We start from the raw sequence: 25,960 nt of genomic DNA on the forward strand, positions 1-25,960 counted from the left end.
CCCCCCCCCACCTCCTAGCACCCCTCCAACCCCACAATCCCCCCAACCTGCACAACCCCACACCCCTAGCACCATCTACTATGTGGTGGTAGATGTGCTCAATGTACGCGCCCTGCCTAGCACCCAATCTAGAGTTACAGCTAGATTCTTGCGTGGCGCAGAAGTGCATGTGCTAGAGATCAAAAATGGGTGGGGGCGCACTAAAAAGGGTTGGGTGTATTTGAAATTGGTGAGCCCTACGCGTGAAGAGTAAAAATTTTGGGGTCTTTGGCAACCCTATTGCCCATTCTAAATCCCCTCTTTTGCACAATAAAGCTTTTGGGGATTTTGCCCGCGTGCTAGGTTTCCAAGGACGCTATGAACCCTTTTTACTCCAAGAGGGCGCGCGCTTGAAAGAAGAGTTCTTAAGACGGGGTTTGAGTGGGGCTAATATCACCGCCCCTTTTAAGCAGATCGCCTATAGCTTGAGCGATAGGGTTTGTGGTATAGCCAAAGAGATCGAGGTGATCAACACTTGGGTGCTAGAAGAGGGGGATTTAGTGGGCTATAATACGGACATAGAGGGGTTTTATGCGCCCCTGTCCATGTTGACAATCCCCATTAAGAGTGCTTTGGTGGTAGGAGCAGGGGGGAGTAGCCGCGCCGTGGTTGCCAGTTTATGCGCGCATGGGGTGCGCGTGAGTGTTGTCAACCGTAGCGCACAGAAATTAAAACCGTTTCAAACGCAGGGGTTAGCCTGTTTTCTCAGCGCGCAGTTAAACCCCACACCCTATGATTTGGTGGTGAACACCACAAGCGCAGGGATGGATGGGGTGGGTTTGCCCTTAGAGAGCGCATGCCTTAGTGCATTGTTAAGCCAAACTAAAATCGCCTACGATCTCATCTACAGCGTGAAAACTCCCTTTTTACAAAAGGCGCAAGACTTGGGCGTGTGCACCTTAGATGGAAAGGCGATGCTCATCGCCCAAGCGGCTTTGAGTTTTGGCTACTTTTGTGCGGGGCGTGTGCCCTACGCCCAAGTGTTAGCAAGCATGCAGAGTGTGGTATTTTAGGCGCGATGTACCAACAAGAATTATCCAGCTATCTAGAACGCGCCACCCCAAGGGTGGCTTTACTCTATGGGGAATATGTCTTTTACATTGAACATTACGCGCAAAAAATTTTGGATCGCTACCCGCAGGCGCAAGTGCAACGCTTCTACTTTAACGATTACGACTTCAAGGTGATCTTAGAAATATTGAGTCAAGACTCTCTATTTGGGGAGGGGGTGGTGGTGTATTTGAAATTGGATAAGGCTTTGGGGGCAAAAGAAAGCCGTGCTTTAATGCAAACACTAGCACGCCATCCCAAAAACGCGCTACTTATTGGCTTGTATCCTCATAAAAAGCATAGTTATATCCAAGAGTGCAAGCAATTTGCCGCGCAACTCACCCATCCCAAAATCCAAGAGCAAATCGTAGCGGTGCGCTTTTTTACCCCCACTCCCACCCAATTACTCGCCCTCTTGCAAGAGAGGGCACAAGCGCGGGGCTTACAAATAGAAACACCTGCCTTACATTTATTGTTGGAGTGGCATAACCACGATGTGGGTATCATCGATCAAGAATTAGAAAAATTGTCCTTACTGGGGGGTTTGGTAGGGCTAGCAGAAGTGAAAGAGAGTTTAGAGAACATGGGGGCTGTGGGGGTGGAGGCGTTGTTAGACGCGTTGTTTAAGAGTAGAGCGCAGAGCTTACAGGTCTTTGCACGCCTGCAAGCAGAGGGGAACGATGGAGTGGAATTAGTGCGCGCGCTCACGCGCCATTTTTACCAGCTCTTTTTATTTGCTAGCTATCTTAGGGTGCATGGCAAAATCCAGCCCAAAGAGATTTTAGGTTTTAATCCGCCCCAAGCTGTGATCTTGCAACTCAGTAGACGCGCCGGACAAATCCAAAACATGCGCGCGCTATTTGAGTGGCTTAGAGATTGGCATGTAGAATGCATGCGGGGCAACACGCAGGCAAGTTGGCATTTTTTAATCAAAGTGCAAGATTGCATAGGCTAGAATGCGGGGCTTAAGACCTTGCTCTTTTGTGCTACAAAAGGGCGCAACCCAAAAGGAGATGTTTTGAAGCATTATGAAACAATGTTTATCCTCAAATCCACGATGGTTGAAGAGGAGATCAAGAGCAAGCTAGCCTTTTACCAAGAGGCGATCAGCAAGCAGGGGGGGGTGATAGAAGCCACCTTAGACATGGGTCAGAGGCAATTAGCTTACGAAATCAAAAAGCAAAAACGGGGTTATTACTTTGTGATTTACTTCAAAGCGCAGGCTGAGGTGGTGTTGGAGTTGGAGAGATTGTATCGCATCAATGAAGATGTCTTGCGCTTTATCATTCTCAAATATGAGAGCAAGAAAGAGCAAAAGGCTTGGCAGACACTCATCGATCGAGCCTTGAAAAAACCCGGGGCAGAGGCTAAGCAACCCCGCCTCAAAGAACACCAGGAACTCCCTGCCACACCCCAAGAACCCCGAGAGGGCGATGTTTAATAAGATCACCTTGGTGGGGCACTTTACCCGTGATGTGGAGTTGCGCCACTTAGCTAGCGGGAGTGTGGTTGGGAAGGGGGGGATTGCCACCAACCATGTTTATAAACGCCAAGATGGCACAAAGGGAGAGGATACCTGCTTTATAGATGTGGAATTTTGGGGGCGCACAGCTGAGATTGCTAGCCAATATCTGCACAAGGGTTCTAAGGTGTTGGTGGAGGGGCGTTTGAGATTTGAGAGTTGGAACGATCAGTATGGCAACAAGAGGAGTAAGCACAGCGTGGTGGTTGAGAATTTAGTGATGCTAGATTCCAAGCGCGACAATGCCGGAGGCGCGTTCGAACAAGCCACGCCCTATAAGTCAAAAAGTTTGAGCAACCCGGTAAAAGAGCCCGAAAAGGTCCCAGAGATTGATGTCAATGATGACATGCCATTTTAACCAGAAAGGAAGTCATGGAAAAAAAACGCTATTCTAAACGCTATTGCAAATACACCGAGGCTAAGGTGGAGTTCATAGACTACAAGGATTTAGAACTTCTGCGCTATTCCCTTTCAGAACGCTACAAAATCATGCCTAGGCGTTTGACGGGCAATAGCAAGAAGTGGCAGGAACGCGTGGAGGTGGCTATCAAGCGCGCGCGCCACATGGCCTTGATCCCCTATGTGGTGGATCGCAAAAAGGTCGTGGAAAACCCCTTTAGGGTTTAACGATGGGTTACTTTCGTGCAATAGCATGGACGAGATTTTACAAAGGAGTTGAGAATGGTTTCTAAGAAGTTTGCGTGGGCTCTAATGGCAGGCAGTGTAGTGGTGGCTTTAGCTATTGTGGGGTGCGGTGAGCCCAAGTCTGGGGTGAGCAAGGAAAACAAGGAGTACCGCGCCCAAACCAAAGACGCGCCCAAGTGGGTGAATGGGGATCTCAATAAGATTAAGGTTGGCAATAAAGAGTATTCATCGGTATTTTTGGGTAGGGGTGAGGATGATATTGTGGAGGGCGATGTGGGCTATGCCACCGATCAGGCCGCGGCAGCTGCTAGGGCGAATCTAGCCACCAATCTTAAAAGCGAGTTGATTAAAGATGTGCAAAGCCAAGCCAATCGAAATGGCAAGTCTTTGGATAAGAACAGTAGCGTCAGTGTCAACGAAAAGGTGGATCGTGTGTTGGTCGCTAGTAAGCCCTTAGCTAGATGGGTGGGCAAGGACAAGGTTTGGGTGCTTGTGGGGCTAGATCAGGGCATCGTCTCTAAGATTCGATCTGAGCTAGGTTTGCAGTAACCCATGTTGAAGATGGGGGTTTTTGGGGTTTTGAGTGTTTTGCTATTCTCCTGCGCGCAGGGCGCGCCCAAGTGGGTGAGTCAGTGCGCCAAGCCAGCTACATTACAGGAGAATAAAGTGGTGGCTTGTGGCGTAGCCACTATTTTGGAAGGCGATGTAGACAACGCTTTGAGTGTGGCAGGCGCAAGAGCCCGTGCCAAGCTAGCAGATTTCCTCTCTGGGGATCAAAACCGCCAACAAGTCCATGTGGAGCTTAGGGCGACAAAAATCCAAGCCGAGTGGATCAGCCAAGATAGGGCTTACGCCTTGGTAGATGTGCATGCCAGTAACGCCAAGACCCTCCCTCCCGTCTCTAAAGACACCCCCGCCACACAGGACAATACCAAAAAACCGCAGGAAAAGTTATGACATCTAAGATTGCTTTTAATAAACGCCTTTGGACCTCATGCGTGCTTGGGGTCTTAGTGCTTGCAGGCTGTGGGCAAAATGTGAGTTACATCTCCAAACAAGATCAAGAATCTAAAAAATACGCCACTGCCGGTCTAGATTACCAAGACATTGAAGACGCAGCCAAGACCGCCGTAACTTCTATGCTGGCTAGTCCCGATGTGCAACATTTGGCTAGCCCTAAAGTCATTGCCGTTTCCGATGTGATCAACGACACCATGCAGCATTTTGACACCGAACAACTCACCCAATTGGTGTTGCAAACCCTGAAAGACCAAGTGCATAATAAATTCTATGTTACTAGAGCGATCGCAGGGAGTGGAGGGAGTGAGGACAAGATGATTAGCAAGGTGCGTCAATTGCGCAATAATGAGGAATTCAACCAAGAAACCACCCAAGAAAAAGGCACTTTGCGCGCTCCCGATCTCTCTTTGAGTGGCAAGGTAATCCAAAGAAACGCGCGGGTGAGTTCGAGCAAACAACGCATTGATTACATCTTTATTCTGTCTTTAACCAGCATTAAAAACGGGCTAGAGGTGTGGAGTCGCGAGTTCCCCATCTCTAAATTGGGTAGCAATAAGTCCGTGTCTTGGTAGGGGCTAAATTGCGTGGACGCGAGAGCACTCAAGCGCGCTATCTCGAGGTGGCGATCTTGCAGCATGCCTACCAAGGGGATCGCCTAGCCACCTTGCGCCATGGCGCGCGCATGCTAGAGGAAGCCAAGCGTGCCTACCCTAGTTTAAATTTGGTGGTTTTGCCTGAATTGCACCCTTATGCGTATTTTTGCCAGCATGAAGATTCAAACTATTTTACCCTAGCCCAACACTACCCCCAAGACATGGAGTTTTATAGCCACTTGGCTAAGGAACATAGAGTGGTGTTGGTGAGTTCTCTGTTTGAAAAGCGTATGGAGGGAGTGTTTTCCAATAACGCGGTGGTGTTTGAAGCAGATGGCACGCTTGCTGGCGTGCAAAGGAAAATGCATATCCCCGATGATCCGCGCTTTTATGAGAAGTTTTACTTCACCCCCGGGGACGCTTTTGCGCCCATTGCAACCAGTGTGGGGAATTTGGGGGTGTTGGTGTGCTGGGATCAATGGTATCCTGAAGCTGCGCGCATCATGGCACTCAAACAAGCCGATGTGCTCATTTACCCTAGCGCGATTGGGTGGTTTAACGATTCAAGTGAGAGTTTGCAAGACAAGCTTTTGCAAAGAGAGGCATGGCGTGGGGTGCAACGCGGGCATAGCATCGCCAATGTAATGCCTGTGATCACCTCTAACCGCGTGGGATTAGAATTAGACCCCTCTGGACACACACATGGGTTAGTTTTCTTTGGCTCTAGCTTTATTTATGGGGCTTTTGGCAAGGAATTAGCCTTGGGAGGAGAAGAGGAGGAGATTATCCACGCGCGCCTAGATTTGGAGGAAAGTAGGGCAACACGCTTGGTGTGGCCCTTTTTTAGAGATCGGCGCATTGAAGCCTATGGCGATCTGCTAAAACGGGTGGCGCAATGACCTTATGGAGTAACCCGGCGGTGGTGTCCGTCATTGTGATGGTGGGTTTGAGTTTGGCGCGCCTGAATATTTTGCTTGCCATTATCGCGGCGAGTCTAGTAGCAGGTGTCATGGGGCATCTTGGCGTAGTGAAGACAACGCAGATCATGATCGAGGGCATGCATGGCAATTTAGAAACCGCCTTGAGTTATATTCTCTTGGGCGCGCTAGCTGTGATGATCTCAAGTGGGAATCTCATCAAGGTGCTCTTGCATAAGTTGGTGGGGGTGATGGACAAAAAGGCGACAACCCTGTGTTTTCTGATCGCCTTTGTGGCTTGTTTTTCACAAAATCTCATCCCCGTGCATATCGCCTTTATCCCCATTTTGATCCCCCCGCTTTTGCACTTGATGAATCGCCTGCAACTAGATAGACGCGCGGTGGCATGCGCGCTAACTTTTGGTTTGCAAGCCCCCTACATGACGATCCCTGCGGGCTTTGGCTTGATTTTTCTCAACCTACTGGTGGAAAATTTGAATCAAAATGGCGTGTCTACAACCCTCTCCCAGGTGGTTGGCGTGATGTCTGTGGCTGGACTGGCGATGTTGGTAGGCTTAATAGGGGCTGTTTTGGTGCTGTATAAAAAACCACGCCTTTACAAGGAGAGCTTGGAGATTCAAAGCGATCAAAACCTCCAGTTAGGCTGGCGCGATTACTTGACGCTCTTGGGCATTGTGTTAGCCTTTGTGGTGCAGTTGAGCACGGGGTCTTTGCCTTTAGGGGCATTTATAGGGCTTATGGTGATGTTGGCCGGGCGTGTGGTTAAGTGGAGGGAAATGGATAGCGTCATTGATGAGGGCGTGAAGATGATGGCCTTTGTGGCCTTTGTGATGTTGGTGGCGGCTGGTTTTGGAGAGGTGTTGCAAAAAACCCATGCCATCGCGGATTTAGTGAGCGCGACTTCCAGCTTGGTTTCTACCAAACTAGAGGGCGCGCTGTTGATGTTGGCTATCGGGCTTTTCATCACCATAGGCATTGGCACCTCCTTTGGCACAATCCCCATCATCGCCGCCTTTTATTGCCCCTTGTGTGTGGCTTTGGGCTTTAGCACCTCTGCGACCATTTTGCTAGTGGGGATAGCCGCTGCGCTAGGCGATGCGGGCTCACCTGCTTCTGATAGCACCATTGGACCCACTACCGGACTCAATGCGGATGGGCAACACAGCCATATCTATGACACCTGTTTACCCACCTTTTTGGTTTACAACATCCCCCTCATTGTCTTTGGCACGATTGGGGCACTCTTGCTTTAATTCAGGGGGCTTTAATCTTAAAAAATGTAGAATGGGCGTTTTGCGGAAGTGGCGAAATTGGTAGACGCACCAGACTTAGGATCTGACGCTGCAAAGCGTGGAGGTTCGATTCCTCTCTTCCGCACCACTCCCTTACTCACCAAAATACTTCACAGCCCCCTCAAAAATAGGCATGGCATAGTTCCCCTCCACATTTTTATACAGCTGTGCGCCCACCCGTTCGCTATGCCCCATTTTCCCAAAGACACGCCCACAGGGCGAGGTGATCCCCTCAATGCCACAGAGCGAACCATTGGGATTAAAAGCGGTGTCTAAACTCACTTGCCCTTTTAAATTGACATATTGCGTGGCAATTTGATCGCGCTGGGCGAGCTCTATAAGAGTTTGTTGTGGAGCAAAGAAACGCCCCTCACCATGCGAAATGGGCACAGCATAGATCGCCCCTTTTTGCGTGGCACTCAACCATGGTGAGGCATTAGAGATCACACGCACACGCACAATTTTACTTTGGTGGCGTAAAATGGCGTTAGGCAAAAGGGTAGGGTGATGAGGTTTAGAGGGAGTGATGCGCCCAAAGGGCAATAGCCCTAATTTGAGCAGGGCTTGAAACCCATTGCAAATCCCTCCAATAAGTCCATCTCGATTCTCTAAAAACGCATTCAATATCTCTTGCAGCTTCATATTAGAGAAAAAGGCTTTGATCAATTTAGCCGCCCCATCAGGTTCATCAGCCCCGGAGAATCCTCCCGGTAAGAATAAAATCTGGGTGTTTTGTAGGGCTTTTTGCATCTGGGTGATGGCTTGTGCGCTATGCTGAGGGGTGAGATCGTTGATGATCAAGGTCTGCACCAATGCCCCTGCTCTCTCAAAAGCCCTTTGGGTGTCCTCTTCGCAGTTGGTGCCCGGAAAAATAGGGATGAGCACGCGGGGCTTGGCGATTTTAGCGCGCGCTGAAGGGGGGTTTAGAGGGCGCATGGCTTGGGGCAAAGTGCAGGGGGGAGGGCTTGGGGCGTGGGTGGGGTAGATAGAATCTAGAGGCTCTCTTTGCAGATCGCCAAGAGGAAGGCTATCTTTACCCAATTTGATATGCCCTTGTGTGCTGGTGCGTCCCAACTTAAGCCCCCTCTCTAGCTCCTGCACGCTCTCTAGCACAAAGCCTCCATAACCGGGCACAAAGAGGGTATCTAAATTCAGATTATCTTCTAGCTCTACCCCAATGCGATTGCCTAAACTCATGTGGATTAGTGCCTGAGCCACTCCCCTAGCCCCCAGCGCATAGGCAGAGATCACGCGTTTTTGGATAATATGGGCGTGCAAGCTTTCAAACAACGCCTCTAGCTGAGTGGGTAGCCCGTGCGCGTCTAAGGGGGCTTGTAGCAAGTAGACAAAATGCCCGGGGGCTTTGAACTCTGGGCTAATTAAATGGGTGCTCTCTTGGGCACAAAAGGCAAAGCTCACAAAGGTGGGGGGCACGCTCAAGTCCTCAAAACTCCCACTCATCGAATCCTTACCCCCAATACAAGCGATTTGCAGGCGTTGCTGGGCTAAGAGTGCGCCTAGCAACACCCCAACAGGTTTGCCCCATTTATGCGCGTCTGTACCCAAAGACTCAAAATACTCTTGAAAACTCAGGTAAATATCATGGCATTGTGCTCCGCATGCCACCAGTTTACACACACTCTCAATTACAGCCATATACCCCCCTTTGATGGGGTCTTGATCGCATGTGTAGGGGTCAAATCCAAAAGCCACTAGGGAACAAGTAGAGGTATCCTCAAAGGGAATTTTATGCGCCATTGCTTGGATGGGGGTGGCTTGGTAAACCCCTCCTAAAGGCATGAAAATGCTATTGCCCCCGATGGTGGAGTCAAATTGTTCTATTAAGCCCCGTGGGGTGCTTTGGTTTAAATCAGCTGCCAACTGCCTGAAACTTTCTAAGAAATTGTAAGTGTGCTTGGGAGGCTTGGAAGGGTTTGGAATCTGGGCATACGCGAAACGGGGCGCGCCGTGGCTGTGGAGTAAAGCCATGGGAATGCGCGCCACAAGCTCCTCTTGAAAATACATCTCTAGGGCTTGGCTTGTGGTGATCTGGGCGATGGGTGCGCTCAACACTCCCTCGCTCTCACAATGGGCTTGAAATGCCTCCAAGTCTTTAGCCTCTATAAGCATCGCCATGCGCTCTTGAGATTCGCTTAGGGCTAAATCAAAGGGGCTTAGTCCCTCATATTTAGTGGGCATGGCATCCAAATGGATACGCACCCCACTGGGGGCTAGCTCAGGAATAGCCACACTCACCCCCCCGGCTCCAAAATCATTACAGCGTTTGATCAACTGGCAAAATTTGGGATTGCCCATGAGTCGCTGGAGTTTGCGCTCCTTGGGGGCATCTCCCTTTTGCACTTGCGCGCCACACAGCTCTAGGGACTGGGTGTGGTGGGCTTGTGAAGACCCGCTAGCCCCCCCTAAGCCATCGCGCCCCGTGCGTCCCCCCACCAACACCACTACATCCCCACTCTGGGGCTCTAAAGAGCGCACATGATCTTGGGGTGCGCAACCCACCACGGCACCTAATTCTAAATGCTTTGCCTTGTAACCGGGGTGGTAGACTTCATGCACCAGCCCAGTAGCCACCCCGATTTGATTCCCATAAGCACTAAAGCCCTCAGAAGCCCCTAGCGCGATTTTTCTCTGGGGGAGCTTGCCCGCTCTAGTTTGGGCGATGGGTTCAAGTGGATTAGCGCACCCAGAAATACGAATCCCCGCATAGACCACTCCGCGTGCAGAAAGGGGGTCGCGAATCGCCCCCCCGATGCAAGTAGAAGCCCCCCCGTAGGGTTCGATCTCTGTGGGGTGGTTGTGGGTTTCGTTCTTGAAAAAGAGATAATAAGGCTTTAGACCTTTGGGAGTGTTGAGCGTGATATTGAGCGTGCAGGCATTGTTCTCTGCGCCCACCACCCACGCGCGCGCCCGATCTTTAGCCTTGAGAGATTTAGCCATGATCGTAGAGAGGTCCATCAAACTGATGGGTTTGCTGTGTTTGAGTTCCTCGCGCATCGCCATGTATTGGGCTAAAATCTCTTGGGCGAGAGGATTCTGCGTGTTAATCTCTAACTCTGTATGAAAGGTGGTGTGGCGGCAGTGATCGGACCAAAAGGTGTCTAGGATTTTAAGCTCTAAGAAATTCAGAGAGGGGAGGTGCTTGGCAATAAGGTCTAAATCCGCACAAGAGAGGGCTAAATGGTGTTTAGCAAGAAAAGCTTCTTTGTTAGAAATGGCTCTAAGATCAAAGATTTCTTGAGGGGGAGGGGTAGGGGTGAGCGCGCGCGCGCGTTGCAAGGGCAAAGCCACCTCGTGGTTTTCTAAGGGGTTAGTAAGATAAGCACGCACGCGATCCAACTCATCAGGTTGGAGTTTGCCATAGATTTTATAGATCGTGGCGTGCTCAACAAGGGGAGTGGGAGCATTGGGGTTAAGCATTTGCAAGCAGGTCATAGCAGCATGGCTTCTGGGGCAAAATTGCCCCTTGAGGGTTTGAATCGCAAAATGTGTATCACAATCCTCCAGCTCCAAATCCTCTAAGAGATCGTCTACCTGAGGTTCGCTAAAGACAATAGCGCGCGCGCGCTCCAAGTCCTCAGGGGTCATATTTTCCACTAAGTAAGCGTTGATAACCCCCACGCGTTCTAAATGGGGAAGGGCTAACACTTCGCGCAACTGGGCGCAAAGGTGCTGGGCTATAAAGTCAAACCCCGCTTTTTTTTGCACATAGATTATCATAATTGCCCGATGTCTTGGCGGTAATAGCCATTTTTAAGGGAAATTTTAGCCATGCGCGCGTAGCTCAACGCACGCGCCTCTTGTAAAGTGGGGGCGGTGCTGGTAATGGAAAGCACGCGTCCGCTGGCATTACACAGCCCCTCTTGAGTGCGCTTGACCCCTGCAAAGCAAATGTCTAACTCTGGAGGGTAGCTTAAGGCATGCCCTACTTCAAAATCTTGGGGGTAGCCCTGTGAAGTCAGCACGACACAGCAGGCATGATCGGGCGCAAAGCGCACTTCTTGCTGGGCGAGTTTTTGTTTGGCACAGGCTTGCATGATCTCTAGTAGATCGCTTTGGAGCAGGGGGAACAAGGTTTGAGCCTCTGGGTCGCCAAAGCGACAGTTATATTCTACGACTTTAACGCCCTGATCCGTGAGCATCAGTCCAAAGTAAAGACAGCCTCGAAAATCTAGTTTGTCTGCTTGAATACCCCTAAGGGTGGGGGCAAAAATCTTTTCTTGGCACTCTTTGGCGATTTGGGGAGTGAAATAGGGATTGGGCGCAATACAACCCATGCCTCCGGTGTTAAGACCCCGATTGCCCTCTAAAGCTCTTTTGTAATCCATGGCTGAGAGCATGGGCTTGAGCGTGATTCCATCACAAAAGGCCAGCACAGAGGCCTCTCTGCCCTCTAAAAACTCCTCAATGAGCACTTGCGCTCCACTCTCTCCAAAGACACGCTCTACCATTAAGGCTTTGAGATAAGCCAACCCCTCTTCTAGCCCAGAGATCACGCGCACCCCCTTGCCAAAGGCTAACCCGTCTGCCTTGATCACGATAGGAAAAGTTTTCTGTGCGCTTAAAAAAGCTACGGCTTCCTCAAAACAACTAAAGGCGTGGTAGGGTGCGGTGGGGATATGGTGGCGTTGCATAAACTCTTTGGCAAAAATTTTGCTCCCCTCTAATTGCGCCCCGCTTTTTCTGGGTCCAAAGCAGGCAAAGCCCGCATCCTCAAGCACATCCACCAAACCCGCCACTAAAGGGTTATCGGGGGCAACGATGATGAAATCTAGTTGTTCGCGCTTGGCGAAAGCTAGAATATCCTGGGTGTTATTCACGGGAATATCTAGGCATGGCACGCCCATGCCCGCATTGCCCGGAATAGCAAAGAGCTGGTGCTGGGGGGAGATTTTTTTGATAATGGCGTGTTCGCGTCCCCCTGATCCGATGATGGCAATTTTCATAAATCCTCCTAGTGGTGAAATAAACGCAACGAAGTAAAAGCCATCACCATCCCTAAACGATCGCATGCCTCAATTACGCTAGCATCCTGCTTGCTCCCCCCACTCTGGGCGACATAGCGCACCCCACTTTGGGCTGCGCGCTCCAAACTATCGCTGAAAGGAAAAAAGGCATCGCTCCCCAAACTCACGCCCTCTATGCCCTCTAAATAGTCCGCACGCTCTTGGGGACTGAAAGGCGCGATGGGGTGTGTTAGACATGACATATCCACCTCATTTAGCCCATGGGTCAAATACGCATAGATGAGATTGTCCTTTGTAGGACGACTCAAACCCTCTTTAAAGGGCAAATTTAAGACTTTGGGGTGTGTGCGCAAATGCCAAAGGTCGGCTTTATCTGTGGCGATCTTGGTGCAGTGGATGCGCGATTGCTGCCCCGCCCCTACCCCAATAGCCTGCCCTTGATAAGCCAAACAAATGGAGTTAGACTGGGTGTATTTGAGGGTGATGAGGGCGAGTAGCAAGTCTTCTTTAGCACTGGGGGGGAGGGTTTTCTTGCGTGTAACAATGTGATCTAAAAGGGCGGGGGTAATTGGGGCGTGGTTGCGCTCTTGTTGCAAGGTGATGCCAAAGACTTCGCGCTTTTCTAAGAGGGGGGGCGTGTAGCTAGGGTCTATTTGTAAGATGATATAGCCCCCCTTTTTCTTTTGCTTGAGTAGCTCTAGTGCCTCTACCTCAAAATCCGGGGCGATGATTCCATCAGAAACTTCTTGGGCTAGCAGGCGCGCACAGGTTAGATCACAGGGTTGGCTCAGAGCCACAAAATCCCCAAAAGAACTCAGACGATCCGCTCCTCTGGCGCGTGCATAAGCCGTAGCGATGGGAGAGGCGTTGAGATCGGGGATGTTCTCTAAGAAATAGGCTTTAAGGTGTGTGTCCTCTAGGGGCTGGGCTAAAGCCGCGCTGGTGGGGCTGGCGTGCTTAAAAGAAGTGGCACAAGGGTGCTTGGTAACCTCTTGGAGTTCCTTGACTAATTGGTAGGCGTTCAGCGCGTCTAAGAAATTAATGTAGCTGGGCGTGCCATTGAGCACTTGCAAGGGCATAAATTCAGCAGAGAGGCTGGCTTGGGCTTGGTGAGGGTTGGTGCCGTATTTAAGGGGGATGGAGGGCATTAAGTGTCCTTATTGAAAATGAGGGTTTGGACTTGGTGGGTGTGCACATGCATAGATTGCACGCAAAGGGCTACTTTATAGGTGGGGTCTAAATGCTGCCAAATTTGCGCGCCAAATTCTTCTAAGTTAGGGGGGATGGCAATCTGTTTGGGTTCGCCACAAAAGGAAGGCAGGGGGGTGGCATCATGGGCGTAGGTGTGCAAAAAATGCCCGCGCCCGGGCAAGCTCTCATAGTCGTAGAAATAGCGACTACACACAAGGGTATTTGCGCCTCTGAGGGCTTTAATCAAGCTCATCTGGTAGCTAAAGCCTTGATCTTTGAGCTGGATCAGTGCGCTAATGCGTGGGGTAAAATGGGGAGAATCGGGCTCAAAACTCTGGGTGTGTAGGGCTTGGTAAAAACTCTCTTTCTTGTTTAAGGCTTGGGCGATCACTTGGGTTTGACTCCCATTGGTGATAATGACATGGGGGTCTTGGTGGATAATAGGGGGGTAGAAAATTAAAGAAGTGTCTCCACTGGGTGGAGTGATGAAGGCGATGTGGATATTGTGATCTTGCTGTGTGAAAAGGCGGTTTTGGCTTTGCGCGCTACGCCCCATTAAAAAATAACCCCAAAAGGCGTAGTTGCCACAAGGAGTCGCACCCACTAGAATCCCGCGTCCAAAGTAGCGTTGGGTATTTAAAAGGTGAGAAATTAGCATAATTGCACCCCCGCACCTTCTTGGACCACTCCTAGTAAGTAGGCACTTTCCCCCTCTGCCTCTAAGAGCGCGATCGCCTCTTGAGCGTGCTGTGGGGATAACACGCACACCATGCCAATGCCCATGTTAAACACCCCAAAGGTCTCTTTTTGGGATAAATCCGTGCACAAAAAGTCAAAAATGGGGGGGGTGGGGAAGCTAGCGCGTGTGATCTTAACCCCTAGCCCTTGAGGCAAAGCGCGCGGGATATTTTCAAAAAAGCCCCCTCCCGTGATGTGGGCGATGGATTTGATAGGGATGTGTGCTAAAAGTTTTAAAAGGGGTTTGGCATAAATTTTTGTGGGGGTTAGGAGCATTTGGGCGAGATTTTGCCCCTCAAGGGTATAAGTAAGGGGATCAATATGGCGATCGCTTAAGATTTTACGCACTAGAGAAAAGCCATTGGAGTGTAGCCCGCTAGAAGCCAGTCCTATAATCACATCCTCTGCTTGCACGCGCTGGGGCTGGAGGATTTTAGATTCATCCACCACTCCCACGCAAAAGCCCGCTAGATCGTATTCCTCTGAGGCGTAAAAGCCGGGCATTTCGGCTGTTTCTCCCCCCAAGAGTTCACAGCCTGCTAATACACAGCCCTGTGCAATGCCCTTAACAATGCTCTCCACCTTGCTAGGTTCGTTTTTATCCAAAGCGAGATAGTCTAAAAAGAACAAGGGTTTAGCCCCCACGCATAGCACATCATTTACACACATGGCAACACAATCTATACCGATACTCTCATGGCAATCGAGCATGAAAGCGAATTTGAGTTTTGTGCCCACGCCATCGGCTCCGCTGACTAAAATAGGGCGCGTCATGCCCTGTGTGTCTAGGGCAAATAGTCCTCCAAATCCTCCGATCTGATTAAAGGCTTGGATTTTGGTGCGTGCGATGTGCTTTTTAATGCGCTCTACAGACTCATAGCCTGCCTGAATATCCACGCCCGCGCTTTTATAAGATTGCATTGTGTTCCTTTAGATGTGGGTAGGGGCTTTTAGGGGGGTGGAGTGCGTGGGGGTGGGTGTAGGATAACCTCCCCCAAAACATGCTGCACAAAATCCGCTTCCCTCTAACATGAAGGCAACCCCCTCTAAGGGCAAGTAAGCCAACGAATCCAAATCCAAAATCTTGGTGATCTGCTCTAGGCTGTGGTTGTGGGCGATAAGGTGCTCTTGGGAGTCCACATCTGTGCCATAGTAGCAGGGGTTGATGAAGGGGGGGGAAGACACACGCATGTGGATTTCCTTGACCCCTACATCGCGCAAGAGTTTCACAATGCGCCGCGTGGTGTTGCCCCGCACAATGGAGTCATCAATCAAGACGACGCGCTTACCACGGATATTAGGAATCACCACATTGAGTTTTAGGCGCAGTTTTTCGCTGCGTTCTTGTTGGGGCGCGATAAAGGTGCGCGTGATGTAGCGATTTTTGATAAAACCTATGGCGTAGGGAATTTTAGACTCTTTGGAGTAGCCCAAAGCGGCATCGATCCCCGAATCGGGCACGCCCACCACCACATCGGCATTAGCGGGGTGGGTTTTGGCTAGGTATTGCCCTGCGCGCATGCGCGCTAAATGCACGCTCTTACCCTCCAGCATGGAATCCGCACGGGCAAAGTAGATGTATTCAAAGGAGCAGATTTTGTGCGACTTAGGAGGGGTGGTGATGCTTTCAATCCCCCGTGCGCTAAAGCTTATAATCTCCCCTGGGGCAACATCGCGCGTGAAACTAGCCCCCAGCGCGTCCAAAGCACAACTCTCAGAAGCCACAATGTCCACTCCCTGATCGCTTTTGCCAAAGCATAGGGGGCGAAACCCCAGGGGATCGCGCACAGCCACAAGTTTGTTAGGGGACATCACCACCAAACAATAAGCCCCTTGTAACACCGCCATGCAGTGTTGAATCGCCTCTTCTAGGGTGGCACTCTTTAAGCGGTGCTGGGCGATGAGATAGAGAATCACCTCCGTATCGCTAGAGGTGTGGAAAATACAGCCCTGCAATTCTAATTCACGGCGCAATTCTACGGCGTTAACTAAGTTCCCATTGTGGGCGATGGCTAGGGGTTCTTTAATGTGCTGGATGAGGAGGGGTTGGGTGTTGGTGCGGCTATTTTCCCCCGTGGTGCAATAGCGCACATGCCCGATGCACACCTCGCCCTTCCCCAGCCTTTGCAAGGTGGCTTGATCAAAGACCTCATTGACCAACCCTGTATTTTTGTGGTAACTAAAATGCCCCTCACAGCAGAGGGCGATCCCGCAACCCTCTTGACCTCTATGTTGCAGGGCACACAGCGCGCTATAGGCTAGGGGGGCTAAATCAGCCATCTGGGGAGCAAAAGCTCCAAAAACCCCGCATTCTTCCTTGAGCTCTGACATCAGCAACCCTAATTAGAAACTTTTTGCCAAATCACCTCGTAAGCTTGGCACACATCGCCTAAATCCTCTCTAAAGCGATCTTTGTCTAATTTTTGGCGCGTCTGTGCATCCCAAAAACGACAAGTGTCTGGAGAAATCTCATCGCCTAGCACAATTTGCCCTTGCGCGTCCTTGCCAAATTCTAATTTGAAATCCACCAAGATAATCCCCTTCTCTTGTAAATAGGCTTGCAAAAGGGTATTGATCTGCAGGGCGTGTGCGCGTAAAGTTTGCAACTCACTAGGGGCAGCCAGTTTTAAAGCTAGGGCGTGATCCTCATTGATGAGCGGATCGCCTAACGCATCGTTTTTATAGCAAAACTCCAGCACAGGGGCTTTAAAGGGCATGCCCTCTTGCAATCCCAAGCGTTTAGCCATAGAACCCGCCGCTAGATTGCGCACAATCACCTCTAAAGCGAACATGGTGAGCTTTTTAACCCGGGTTTGGGTGGGGCTGAGTTCTTGAAGAAAATGCGTACAAATGCCCCGTGTTTGAAGATATTGCATCAAATAATTGCTAATGCGGTTATTTAGCGCGCCCTTGCCTTGCAAAGTGGCTTTTTTAACCCCATTGAAGGCGGTGGCATCGTCCTTATACTCCACGATGTAGTGTTCTGGGTTAGTCGTGGTGTAAACCTTTTTGGCTTTGCCTTCATAGAGTAAGTGGCATGGGGTTTCAAGCATGGGGTTCCTTGTGAAATTGAGATGAGAGGGCGCGATCCGCTTGGAGAATCTTGGCTTCATTGTCATGGCGGGCTTGTTGTAACTTCTCTGCTAGCGCGGCCTCGTGTAGGGCTAGAATCTCTAGGGCAAGCAAGGCGGCGTTTTGTGCGGCGTTGATCCCCACGCAAGCTACTGGGACTCCGCTAGGCATTTGCACGCTGGAAAGCAGAGAGTCTAGCCCGCCTAAATCTTGGGTGAGAATGGGCAGGGCGATCACGGGTAAAATGCTCAAAGAAGCGATCACCCCAGCCAAGTGCGCGGATTTGCCCGCGGCTGCGATGAAGACCCCTATATCGTTTTGGGGGGCTTGTAACACGAACTCATGCAAGGCATGCGGGGTGCGGTGTGCTGAGAGCACGCGCACCATAAAGGGTGCTTGGAATTCTTCTAAAAGCGCGATCGCGGGCTGTATAATGGGCAAATCGCTTTGACTCCCCATCACAATGGCGATTTTTTTCATAAGAGGCCTTTGTATGGATATAGGGTTAAAGAGGGCTTCAAGCGACAATCTTTCCTACCAGCACCCCCTCTTGGTAGGTGTGGCAAATGGCGCGGTAATACCCAGGTTGCACATTGTCTAGCTCGCTCTCATTGATGAGAATCTCTCCATCGATCTCCAAGCCCCAGCGTTTGTCGCGCGCTTTTAAAAAGAGTCCATCCTCACTCAAGCCCTCTACAATGATTTCAATGGGCTGGTGCAAGAGTTTTTGCATGGAATCTTGGACTTGTTGTTGCACGCGGGCGTTGATCGTGTCTAGGCGTTGGTTCACCACCCTATCGGGCAGAGTGGGCATGTGGTAGGCGCGGGTATTTTCTTCAGGGCTAAAGGCAAAGAGATTAATGCGATCAAAACTAAAGTCCTCTAAAAACTCTTGCAAGATCTTAATATCCTCCTCACTCTCCCCGGGGTGTCCCAAGAGTAAAGTGGTGCGCAAAAAGCTCTCAGGCACGCTTTTCATGTGTTCTAATAATTTAAGATGCGCTTGGGTGTTGGAGTTACGGCGCATGGTTTTAAGCATAGAGTCAGAAATGTGCTGGATGGGCATGTCAAAGTAATTGGCAAAAATGCGCGAGTGCGCGATGGTGTCTATGAGGGTTAGGGTGGTGGTGCTAGGGTAGAGATAGAAAATGCGCGCGCTTTGGATAGCTTGTTGGGCATCCATGGCTTTAATGAGCGCAATTAGTCCATTTTTTACACCCTGATCGCGCAAATAGGAGCTTGAATCTTGGGCGATGAAGCTAATATCGCTAAAACCCTGTTTAGCCAGATTTTCTACTTCCTCTAAGATTTGGGCAATCCCCTTGCTTTGCAAGCGTCCCTTAAAACTAGGGATCGCACAAAAGCTACATTGTTGGTTACACCCCTCTGAAAGCTTGACATAGGCATGCACCTTAGAGCCCGTGATAGTGCGCTTGTTGTGCGCGCCTGCCAAAAACACACCGGCAGAAAACGCGCTCCGCTTGGCTTTAATGAGTGCATCGATGCGATCGTAATCCCCTACACCCGTGAAAATATCGATCTCGGGTAATTCAGCCTGCAATTCCTCTTTATAACGCTCACTCAAACACCCGCTAGCCACCACCAACGCGCCTTCTTTGCGCGCGCTAATGGCTTCTAACAAAACTTGCACACTTTCCTGTTTGGCAGAGTGGATAAACCCACAGGTATTGATAATGATCACATCGGCTTGCGTGCAATCCTTTGTGAGTTCGTAATGGGCGAGCTTGCCCAACATCACCTCGCTATCCACCAAATTTTTAGAACAACCCAGAGAAACAAGATAGAGTTTAGGGCGCAAAAAAACCTCCTTGTAAGTCCACTTCCCAGAAAAAATCAATCCAACACCTAGCCTCTTTGAGCACAAAATCCGCCTTATAACGCGCATCTTTTTGCGCAAAGAGGACCGCGCTTTTAAAGCACACCTGCGGGTATTGTTTTTGTAAAATCTCCATCACCCCTATAAAGCTTTTCCCACTATCTACAATCTCATCCACTACCAGCACGCGCTGGTGTTGTGTTTGCAGAATGGGCACATTGCTGATCTCTAGTGTCCCTTGAGTGCGCTCTGTGCTATAGGAGCTCGCATTAATCGCATAAACTTCTTTAATGTCCCAATACAGCCCTAAAAAGTGCGCTAAAGTCATCCCCCCTCGCAAAATGGCGATAAGGGCTTGGGGCTTGAAGTCTTGTTCTACCTTTTTGGCTAAAGCCACCACATCCTGCCTAAAATCTGCATAGCCATAGTATTGACGCACGCGTTGTTCCTAATAATAAGCTTGCATAAACGCGCGCACCGCTTCGCCCTCAAAACGCGCCCTTAAGCCCAGATCGACCAAACTTTGTTCGAGCGCATTGAGCACCCATGCGATCTCATGGGTGGCAATGATCCCCATGTGATTGATGCGTATGAGCAAGTCTTTGAGGTGATCCTGCCCCCCAGCGACCACCACGCCGTAAGTTTTCAGGCATTTTCTGATCTCTAGGGCGCGCTCGTGATAAATAGTGCTCATGCTAAGGGCGGGGGTTTTAGGGTAAATTTGCAAACCTAAAGCCTTGAGCGCATGTTCACTGGCTAGCGCGCGCTGGGCTGTGTTAGCAAAGAGCACCTCTAACCCTCCCAACTCCGCCACACAAGCAAAATAGGTTTGCAAAGCCATCACATGCGAGATACCCGCCGTAAAAGCGGTGGTGTTGCGCTGCTGTTTTTGCAATTCTAAAGCCAAATTGAAATAATACCCATTGGGGCGCAATTTAGAGAGCGCAAGCGCGCTTAAACCCACAAAGCTCAAACCCACCGGTAGCATGAACGCTTTTTGACTCCCTCCAATGAGCACATCCACATGCCCCACTTCTAAGGGTTCTACACCCAGTGCGGTGATCGCATCCACAATCACTAAAAAGTTAGGATTATGTGCCTTGAGAGTCGCGCTAATCTCTTCAAAATCCAAGCGCAACCCCCCTGAAGATTCACACGCCTGCAAGGCGATCGCCTCTAAACTAGGGTGTTCTTGCACGCAAGCTAGCACTTCTGACGCGCTAATGGGGGTGTCCCAAGGGTTTTTGATCTCTAAAAAGTTGAGGTGGTGGGCTTTGGCGATCTTGCCAAAGCGTTCCCCAAACTTGCCATTATTGAGCACCAAGAGTTTGGGCTCTTTGGTGTGCGCGTCTACAAAGGTGCATAAACTCGCCTCCATCGCCCCCGTGCCACTGCTCACCAGAGTTACTACCTCTTGCATGCCCATCATCTCTTTGAGTTGGGCGCGCACCTGCGCGAAAGCATTTTCAAACTCTTGGGTGCGGTGGTGGGGGGTGGGTAGGCTCAAAGTGCGCGCGATCTGGGGCGCGATGGGGGTGGGACCGGGGGTGAATAGTAGGGGTTGCAAGACATCCTCTTCATGTCAAAATAAACTAGATTATACTATAAAAGGGTGTATAATGCATCAAAAAGGCATGCCATGCGCGCTCTACTCATCGGCTTAATGCTTTATTCATGGGGTGTGGGGGCTTCTTTGCAAGAGATCAAGGATACCATCCATAAAATGGCGATCCACCAAGCGGACATGCACCGCAATATCAGCATTTTAAACGATCAGCTTGGCAACCTTGTCCTAGACATCCGCGCCCATAGAGCAAAGCTAGACCCAAATACCAGCGCGCAGGTGGTGGAGATCTTCAAAGAAAACGCCACCCTCTTTAGAGTGTTGCAAGACTATTACGCGCACAATGACGCGCTATTTGACTACTTAGAGGGGGTGTTGCAGGGCTATAGAAGTATCGCTAGGGATATGTCTAGTAGCGCGCCCCTACAAAAACTCATGCCCTTGATGAGTCAAATCCTTACCCAACTGCAAACCATGGTGGTGTTAGAAAAACACCTAGACACGCTCACCAACTAGACTTAGGTCCTTGTTGTTGCAACATCTGCAACAAGTTAGACACCCCGCCTTTAGCACTGAGTTTTTTAGCCAGTTGGGCAGCCTGATCAAAGCGCTTTAAAATGCGGTTAATTTCAGCTACTTCCAAACCCGATCCCAAAGCGATGCGCTTTTTGCGACTCCCATTGAGCAAGCTAGGGTCTTCGCGCTCTTTGGCAGTCATGGAAGAGAGCATAGCCTTGATCTTTTTGATCTCAGCGGAGTTTTCTAAATCCGTGCCCTTGAGCGCACCCGCAATATTGCCCAGTCCGGGAATCATAGACACCAGCGCACTCAAAGAACCTAGTTTTTTGAGCTTTTCGATCTGGGCGACAAAGTCGTTCAGCGTGAATTGCCCCTTTTTGAGCTTTTTGGATAAATCCTTAGCCTCTTTGGGGTCTAGCACACTGGCGGTTTTCTCCGCTAGGGTGATAATATCCCCCGCGCCCATTAAGCGGTTGGCAATGCGCTCGGGCACAAAGAGGTCCAAATCGGGGATTTTCTCCCCATGCCCGATGAAACGCAAGGGGATTTTGAGTTGGTAGGCGATCCCTAATGCCACCCCACCCTTACTATCGCTATCAAACTTACTTAAAATCACCCCGCTAATGCCTATTTGTTCATGGAAGGTGCTAGCGCTACGCACGCCATCCTGCCCACTGAGCGCGTCTGCGACATAAAAGACCTCATGGGGGTTAAGCAACTCTTTTAAAGCTTTGAGCTCCTCCATCAAGGGTTTGTCGATAGCCAAACGCCCCGCACTATCTACAATCATCACATCAAATTGCCCTTCTAGTGCGCGCGCTAGTGCCCCCTTAGCGATCTCAAGCACTCCCCCCTCTTGGTGAAACACTTCTACCTCCACCTGCGCGCCCAAAACCTGTAACTGCTCCACAGCTGCCAAGCGTTCTAAATCGCATGCCACTAACAAAACCTTTTTTTGACGAGTTTTGAGATAGTGGGCAAGCTTGCCACAAGTGGTGGTTTTGCCCCCCCCTTGCAGTCCACACATCAACACAATTGTAGGAGGTTTGGAGGCGTAGACAAATCCACTCGCACTCCCGGGCACGCTTAAAATTTCTAACAAACTCTCTTGCAAAGAGTCTAAAAACTGCTGTTTGCCCACACCCTTAGCTAAGGTTTTGTCTTTAATCTGGGCGATGAGTTCTTTAACCACCTTATGGTGCACATCGTTACGCAAGAGCGATTTTTTCAGCGCGTCTAGGGCTTTTTCTAGGGCTTGTTGATCGTCTTGGAAACGGATTTTATTTAGGGCGTTTTTAAACGATTCGCTTAAAGCTTCAAACATGGGTGTCCTTTGCACTCTCTAAAAGCGTGAGTTCAGTTTTAATTTGGCTTTTCTTTTGCGCGATTTCTTGTGCGCGCGCGCGCAAATTTTCTAGTAATTCTTTGGGGGCTTTGGCTAAAAATTGCGGATTATCTAAATTGAGTTTCGCTTTTTCTTTCTCTAATTTGACAAGTTGGGCTTGTAAGCGCGCCTCTAGGGCACTTACATCCACCCCCTCTAAACTCACATGTACGCTCACCCATTCCCCCACATCGCTTAAAGCCCCCGGGGGTTTGGTAGCCACCACTTCCAAATGGGCGATCTTGGTGAGTTTGCTAATAAAGCTTAGGGCTTGTGAATCTAGGCTTAAGGTGCTTTGGAGGTAGCCCTTAGGTAGCGCACCGATGCCTAATAAGACTTTTAAGCGCCTAAAGGCGGTACAAGCCTCTTTAATACCCTCAAAGGCCTTTTCTAACTTTTTATTGCGATCTGTATTGGTGGGATAGGAGGCTAGCATGAGTGAGGGCGCATTTTCTAAAGAAGTGCCCTCTAGGCGGTGGTAAAGGTACTCGCTCACAAAGGGCATGAAGGGGTGTAGGAGTTTGAGCGCGTCTTTAAAGACTTCTATGAGGGCGTGGATAGTGGCACTCTGTTTATCCGCCTTGAGAAACTCTAAGATCCAATCGCAAAATTCGCCCCATAAAAAGCGATAGAGTAGGCGCGCCGCATCGTTAAAGCGGTAGCTATCTAGGGCTTGGCGCACCTCTTTAGTGGTGGCGTGTAGTCTTGAGCGCGCATAAGCCCCTAGCACACTTTCCCCCGCTTGCGCGCCACATTCTTGGGCGTATTTACAAAGCAAGAGGGTGGCATTGTAGAGTTTATGGGTGAAGTGGCGCGCCTGCTCAATACTCTCTTTTGAGAGCAGGAGATCGCGCCCCTGCACACTTAGCATTGCCAAAGCAAAGCGCAGACTATCCACCCCCTGCGTGGCGATGATCTCTAGGGGGTCTATCACATTCCCCTTAGATTTGCTCATCTTTTCACCCTTATCATCGCGCACTAAAGCATGCAAGTATATGTCCTTAAAGGGCAGTTGACCTAGTAAGCTCTCCCCGGCTAAGAGCATGCGCGCTACCCAGAAAAACAAAATGTCAAACCCGGTTACTAGCACGCTATTAGGATAAAAATCCTCTAAATCACGCGTGCCAAATTCTGGTGCGTTTTCTTGCCCCCAGCCTAGAGTGCTAAAGGGCCACAACGCCGAGCTAAACCAAGTGTCTAGCACATCGGGGTCTTGACTGAGGTGTAGATCGCCACATTCAGGGCAACAGGTGGGATCATCAACACTGACAAATTGATGGCTATTAGCGCAAGTAAAAACAGGGATGCGATGCCCCCACCAGAGTTGGCGGCTGATGCACCAATCGCGTAAGTTTTCCATCCATGCGTTGTAATTATTGCGCCAAGTAGGGGGAAAAAACTGCGCTAAACCCTCCTTGACTTTGGCAATCGCGCCTTGCGCGACTTCTTTTTTCACAAACCATTGTTTGGAGATATAGGGCTCGATGGTGTTGTTACAGCGGTAGCACTTGCCCACTTGGTGGGTGTGGGGCTCGATTTTTTCTATAAAGCCTTGGGTTTGCAGAGCCTCTACGATGCGTGGGCGTGCCTCTAGGCGCTCTAGCCCGGCAAACTCTAGTGCATGCGCATTTAAAATGCCCTGCGTGTCAAAGATTACCAAAGGTTCTAAATGGTGGCGTTTACCCACTTCGTAGTCATTGGGATCGTGTGCGGGGGTTACCTTAACACAACCCGTTCCAAAATCGGGATCGACATATTCATCAGCGATAATGGGAATCGCACGCCCACTTAAAGGCAAGAGTGCTTTTTGTCCGATGAGGTGTTGGTAGCGTGAATCCTGCGGGTGTACCATCAAGGCGACATCCCCAAAGAAGGTTTCTGGACGCGTGGTCGCCACCACCACAAAGCCGCCCTGCTCTAGGGGATAGCGCAAATGATAGAGCTTGCCTTCCTCTTGGGCATATTCCACTTCAATATCAGCCAGCGCACCATCCTTCGTGCACCAATTGACCATGTAGAAATCCTGCACAATCAGATCGCGCTCATACCACTCTTTAAACGCCATGCGCACAGCTCTTTGCAAGCCAGTGTCCATGGTAAAGCGCAACCTGCTCCACGCACAACTCAAACCCAATTCTTGCATTTGCTCTACAATTTGGTGCATGCAGGTTTGCTTCCACTCCCAAACTTTTTGCACAAACGCCTCGCGCCCAATCTGGTCTTTAGACACGCCTTGCGCTAAGAGGTCTCTCTCCACTACATTTTGAGTTGCGATCCCGGCGTGGTCTAAACCGGGTTGGTAAAGCACACGGTAGCCATCCATGCGCTTATAACGGGCTAGAATATCTTGTAAACTCAAGGTTAAAGCGTGTCCGATATGCAAACGCCCCGTGATATTGGGCGGGGGCATCATGAGCGCAAAGGGTCGCCCCTGCGCGCCCACTTCAAAATAACCCCGCTCCTTGCACAGTTGGTAGTAACGCTTTTCCAAGCGCAGGTCAAAAGGGGGGAAATCCATTAGCGTCCTTGTTGGTAAATCTCTTGGAGTTGCCACAACACACCTAAGCGATCGGGCAAATAGCTTTTATGCCAGCTCTTAGCGTCCAGAAAATTGAGATAGTGCAACGCCACTTGTGCTTCAAAGGCGGAATAATCGGGGATTTTGGCTAGGATCACTTTGTAAGGCTTGTGATGCGCTAGGGATTCAAAGCCCTCATAGAGCGCGTTAAAATCGCTATTTTCTAGGCGCAAGAATGCGCCCACATCGAGTAAGATTTCCTTACTCTGTTCTTGCAAAGCACCCTGTGTATAGGCACATACAAAGAGAAATTCTACCAATTTAAGGCGTTTTTTATACTCCCCATGCGCGACCTCTAAGAATTGCGCGCATAGCTCCTCTAGATCAGGCTTATCTGTAGTCTTGTAGAGTTCTTGGAGTTGTTCCAAAGAGACCCCACTATTTTGGCTTAAGTCGGTCAAAAACAAGGTGATCAAGGCTTGTTTGAGGGGGCTATCAGGCATGCCAGTGGTCGCGCGCCCTAACAAGAGCACCACCACTCCAGACTCGCTCTCTCTTAGACTTTGTTCAGGGCTAGGCAGAGGATAGACATTCAAGGGTTCTTGGGGCTTTGGGGTGGGTGTGGGAGCGTGCAGGGGGTTTTTAAGGTATTCTTGCAGGGTGTAATACAAATAGAGTAAAACCACTGCCACCGCTATGACTAAAATCATTTCTATCATCGCTTCACTTTTAAAAGAATTTATTGTCCGATCGATTGTGTTTCTCGCGCTGTTCTTTGTAGTCGCGATCGACTGCCGCTTGAGAAATGCGCTTTTTCTCGGCGCGCTCTTTGTTTTTGAGTTCGCGCTTGCGTTCGATATTGCGTTGGAGTTGCTGGATATAATCCTCGCGCTTTTCGGGCGATTGGAAAGTGATGGGCTTGAGTAATAACAAGACTAGGACGAATAGGAAAATGAGTAAGGAGAATTCAGCGGATTCCTCGCCATTGATACCATACCAACCCATACCCAGCGCGGCCGCAAAGAGAATCTTAAGCCCTAATTGCAACGCGCC

Annotated in this window: 27 protein-coding genes and 1 tRNA gene; 13 read left to right on the forward strand and 15 right to left on the reverse strand. The window is 50.1% G+C overall.

Features of this window, described 5'->3' with window-relative positions; all coding sequences use genetic code 11:
• From EAO33_RS05320 to EAO33_RS05375, 12 genes are all read left to right on the forward strand, one after another.
• A partial coding sequence (locus EAO33_RS05320; protein ID WP_205589513.1) for an SH3 domain-containing protein occupies positions 1-253 on the forward strand: 253 nt, incomplete at its 5' end.
• Entirely contained in the window at positions 243-1,052 is an 810-nt protein-coding gene (locus tag EAO33_RS05325) for a shikimate dehydrogenase (protein WP_120945685.1), read from the forward strand. The genes EAO33_RS05320 and EAO33_RS05325, both read left to right, overlap by 11 nt.
• A 5-nt stretch (positions 1,053-1,057) precedes the next feature.
• Positions 1,058-2,044, forward strand: a complete 987-nt coding sequence (holA, locus tag EAO33_RS05330; RefSeq protein WP_120945687.1) for a DNA polymerase III subunit delta — start codon at positions 1,058-1,060, stop codon at positions 2,042-2,044.
• A gap of 63 nt (positions 2,045-2,107) precedes the next feature.
• Entirely contained in the window at positions 2,108-2,530 is a 423-nt protein-coding gene (rpsF, locus tag EAO33_RS05335; protein ID WP_120945689.1) for a 30S ribosomal protein S6, read from the forward strand.
• The gene (gene ssb, locus EAO33_RS05340) at positions 2,523-2,969 is read left to right on the forward strand and encodes a single-stranded DNA-binding protein (RefSeq protein WP_120945691.1); all 447 of its coding nucleotides are present in this window, start codon (positions 2,523-2,525) and stop codon (positions 2,967-2,969) included. Before rpsF ends, ssb begins: the two co-directional genes overlap by 8 nt.
• Positions 2,970-2,983: 14 nt before the next feature.
• On the forward strand, positions 2,984-3,238 hold the full coding sequence (gene rpsR, locus EAO33_RS05345) for a 30S ribosomal protein S18 (RefSeq protein ID WP_120945693.1): 255 nt from the start codon (positions 2,984-2,986) through the stop codon (positions 3,236-3,238).
• Positions 3,239-3,292: 54 nt separating this feature from the next.
• Complete coding sequence (locus EAO33_RS05350) at positions 3,293-3,805, forward strand: LPP20 family lipoprotein (RefSeq protein ID WP_120945695.1); 513 nt, start codon at positions 3,293-3,295, stop codon at positions 3,803-3,805.
• A gap of 3 nt (positions 3,806-3,808) precedes the next feature.
• Positions 3,809-4,213 (forward strand): hypothetical protein, encoded by a 405-nt coding sequence (locus tag EAO33_RS05355; protein ID WP_120945697.1) that lies wholly within the window; start codon positions 3,809-3,811, stop codon positions 4,211-4,213.
• Positions 4,210-4,848, forward strand: a complete 639-nt coding sequence (gene lpoB / locus EAO33_RS05360) for a penicillin-binding protein activator LpoB (RefSeq protein WP_120945699.1) — start codon at positions 4,210-4,212, stop codon at positions 4,846-4,848. Before EAO33_RS05355 ends, lpoB begins: the two co-directional genes overlap by 4 nt.
• 8 nt (positions 4,849-4,856) lie before the next feature.
• A complete protein-coding gene (locus EAO33_RS05365; RefSeq protein ID WP_120945701.1) occupies positions 4,857-5,768 on the forward strand; it encodes a nitrilase-related carbon-nitrogen hydrolase in 912 nt (303 codons plus the stop codon).
• Positions 5,765-7,060, forward strand: coding sequence for a Na+/H+ antiporter family protein (locus tag EAO33_RS05370; protein ID WP_120945703.1), 1,296 nt, complete (start codon positions 5,765-5,767; stop codon positions 7,058-7,060). The genes EAO33_RS05365 and EAO33_RS05370 overlap by 4 nt, the downstream gene beginning before the upstream one ends.
• Positions 7,061-7,102: 42 nt before the next feature.
• Positions 7,103-7,187 (forward strand) — tRNA-Leu (locus tag EAO33_RS05375).
• A gap of 5 nt (positions 7,188-7,192) precedes the next feature.
• On the opposite strand, the gene EAO33_RS05380 is transcribed toward EAO33_RS05375, so the two are convergent.
• The 11 genes from EAO33_RS05380 to EAO33_RS05430 are packed head-to-tail and all read right to left on the reverse strand — an operon-like array spanning position 7,193 to position 20,489.
• Positions 7,193-10,837: a phosphoribosylformylglycinamidine synthase gene (locus EAO33_RS05380; RefSeq protein WP_120945705.1), complete on the reverse strand. Its 3,645-nt coding sequence runs from the start codon at positions 10,835-10,837 to the stop codon at positions 7,193-7,195.
• Positions 10,834-12,063, reverse strand: a complete 1,230-nt coding sequence (gene purD / locus EAO33_RS05385; protein ID WP_120945707.1) for a phosphoribosylamine--glycine ligase — start codon at positions 12,061-12,063, stop codon at positions 10,834-10,836. Before purD ends, EAO33_RS05380 begins: the two co-directional genes overlap by 4 nt.
• Positions 12,064-12,071: 8 nt before the next feature.
• Positions 12,072-13,232 (reverse strand): phosphoribosylaminoimidazolecarboxamide formyltransferase, encoded by a 1,161-nt coding sequence (locus EAO33_RS05390; RefSeq protein WP_120945709.1) that lies wholly within the window; start codon positions 13,230-13,232, stop codon positions 12,072-12,074.
• Complete coding sequence (locus EAO33_RS05395; protein ID WP_235853071.1) at positions 13,232-13,933, reverse strand: IMP cyclohydrolase; 702 nt, start codon at positions 13,931-13,933, stop codon at positions 13,232-13,234. The genes EAO33_RS05390 and EAO33_RS05395 overlap by 1 nt, the downstream gene beginning before the upstream one ends.
• Positions 13,927-14,934 (reverse strand): phosphoribosylformylglycinamidine cyclo-ligase, encoded by a 1,008-nt coding sequence (purM, locus tag EAO33_RS05400; protein ID WP_120945711.1) that lies wholly within the window; start codon positions 14,932-14,934, stop codon positions 13,927-13,929. The genes EAO33_RS05395 and purM overlap by 7 nt, the downstream gene beginning before the upstream one ends.
• 9 nt (positions 14,935-14,943) lie before the next feature.
• Positions 14,944-16,344, reverse strand: a complete 1,401-nt coding sequence (gene purF / locus EAO33_RS05405) for an amidophosphoribosyltransferase (RefSeq protein WP_120945713.1) — start codon at positions 16,342-16,344, stop codon at positions 14,944-14,946.
• Positions 16,345-16,352: 8 nt separating this feature from the next.
• Positions 16,353-17,066, reverse strand: a complete 714-nt coding sequence (gene purC, locus EAO33_RS05410; RefSeq protein ID WP_120945715.1) for a phosphoribosylaminoimidazolesuccinocarboxamide synthase — start codon at positions 17,064-17,066, stop codon at positions 16,353-16,355.
• Complete coding sequence (purE, locus tag EAO33_RS05415; protein ID WP_120945717.1) at positions 17,059-17,565, reverse strand: 5-(carboxyamino)imidazole ribonucleotide mutase; 507 nt, start codon at positions 17,563-17,565, stop codon at positions 17,059-17,061. The genes purC and purE overlap by 8 nt, the downstream gene beginning before the upstream one ends.
• 37 nt (positions 17,566-17,602) lie before the next feature.
• Positions 17,603-18,904, reverse strand: coding sequence for a 30S ribosomal protein S12 methylthiotransferase RimO (gene rimO, locus EAO33_RS05420; RefSeq protein ID WP_268877468.1), 1,302 nt, complete (start codon positions 18,902-18,904; stop codon positions 17,603-17,605).
• Positions 18,894-19,361, reverse strand: a complete 468-nt coding sequence (locus tag EAO33_RS05425) for a phosphoribosyltransferase (RefSeq protein ID WP_120945721.1) — start codon at positions 19,359-19,361, stop codon at positions 18,894-18,896. Before EAO33_RS05425 ends, rimO begins: the two co-directional genes overlap by 11 nt.
• Before the next feature lie 9 nt (positions 19,362-19,370).
• The gene (locus EAO33_RS05430; RefSeq protein ID WP_120945723.1) at positions 19,371-20,489 is read right to left on the reverse strand and encodes a pyridoxal-phosphate-dependent aminotransferase family protein; all 1,119 of its coding nucleotides are present in this window, start codon (positions 20,487-20,489) and stop codon (positions 19,371-19,373) included.
• Positions 20,490-20,561: 72 nt separating this feature from the next.
• Between EAO33_RS05430 and EAO33_RS05435 the strand changes: the two genes are divergently transcribed.
• Complete coding sequence (locus EAO33_RS05435; protein WP_120945725.1) at positions 20,562-21,002, forward strand: hypothetical protein; 441 nt, start codon at positions 20,562-20,564, stop codon at positions 21,000-21,002.
• On the opposite strand, the gene ffh is transcribed toward EAO33_RS05435, so the two are convergent.
• The 4 genes from ffh to EAO33_RS05455 are packed head-to-tail and all read right to left on the reverse strand — an operon-like array spanning position 20,992 to position 25,954.
• Positions 20,992-22,329, reverse strand: a complete 1,338-nt coding sequence (gene ffh / locus EAO33_RS05440; RefSeq protein ID WP_120945727.1) for a signal recognition particle protein — start codon at positions 22,327-22,329, stop codon at positions 20,992-20,994. The genes EAO33_RS05435 and ffh overlap by 11 nt on opposite strands.
• Complete coding sequence (locus tag EAO33_RS05445) at positions 22,322-24,907, reverse strand: valine--tRNA ligase (protein ID WP_120945729.1); 2,586 nt, start codon at positions 24,905-24,907, stop codon at positions 22,322-22,324. The genes ffh and EAO33_RS05445 overlap by 8 nt, the downstream gene beginning before the upstream one ends.
• Positions 24,907-25,626 (reverse strand): tellurite resistance TerB family protein, encoded by a 720-nt coding sequence (locus tag EAO33_RS05450; protein WP_120945731.1) that lies wholly within the window; start codon positions 25,624-25,626, stop codon positions 24,907-24,909. Before EAO33_RS05450 ends, EAO33_RS05445 begins: the two co-directional genes overlap by 1 nt.
• Before the next feature lie 10 nt (positions 25,627-25,636).
• A complete protein-coding gene (locus tag EAO33_RS05455; RefSeq protein WP_120945733.1) occupies positions 25,637-25,954 on the reverse strand; it encodes a hypothetical protein in 318 nt (105 codons plus the stop codon).
• Positions 25,955-25,960: the final 6 nt, after the last annotated feature.

Origin of the sequence: Helicobacter labacensis (assembly GCF_003660285.1) — a bacterium.
Lineage (GTDB): Bacteria > Campylobacterota > Campylobacteria > Campylobacterales > Helicobacteraceae > Helicobacter > Helicobacter labacensis.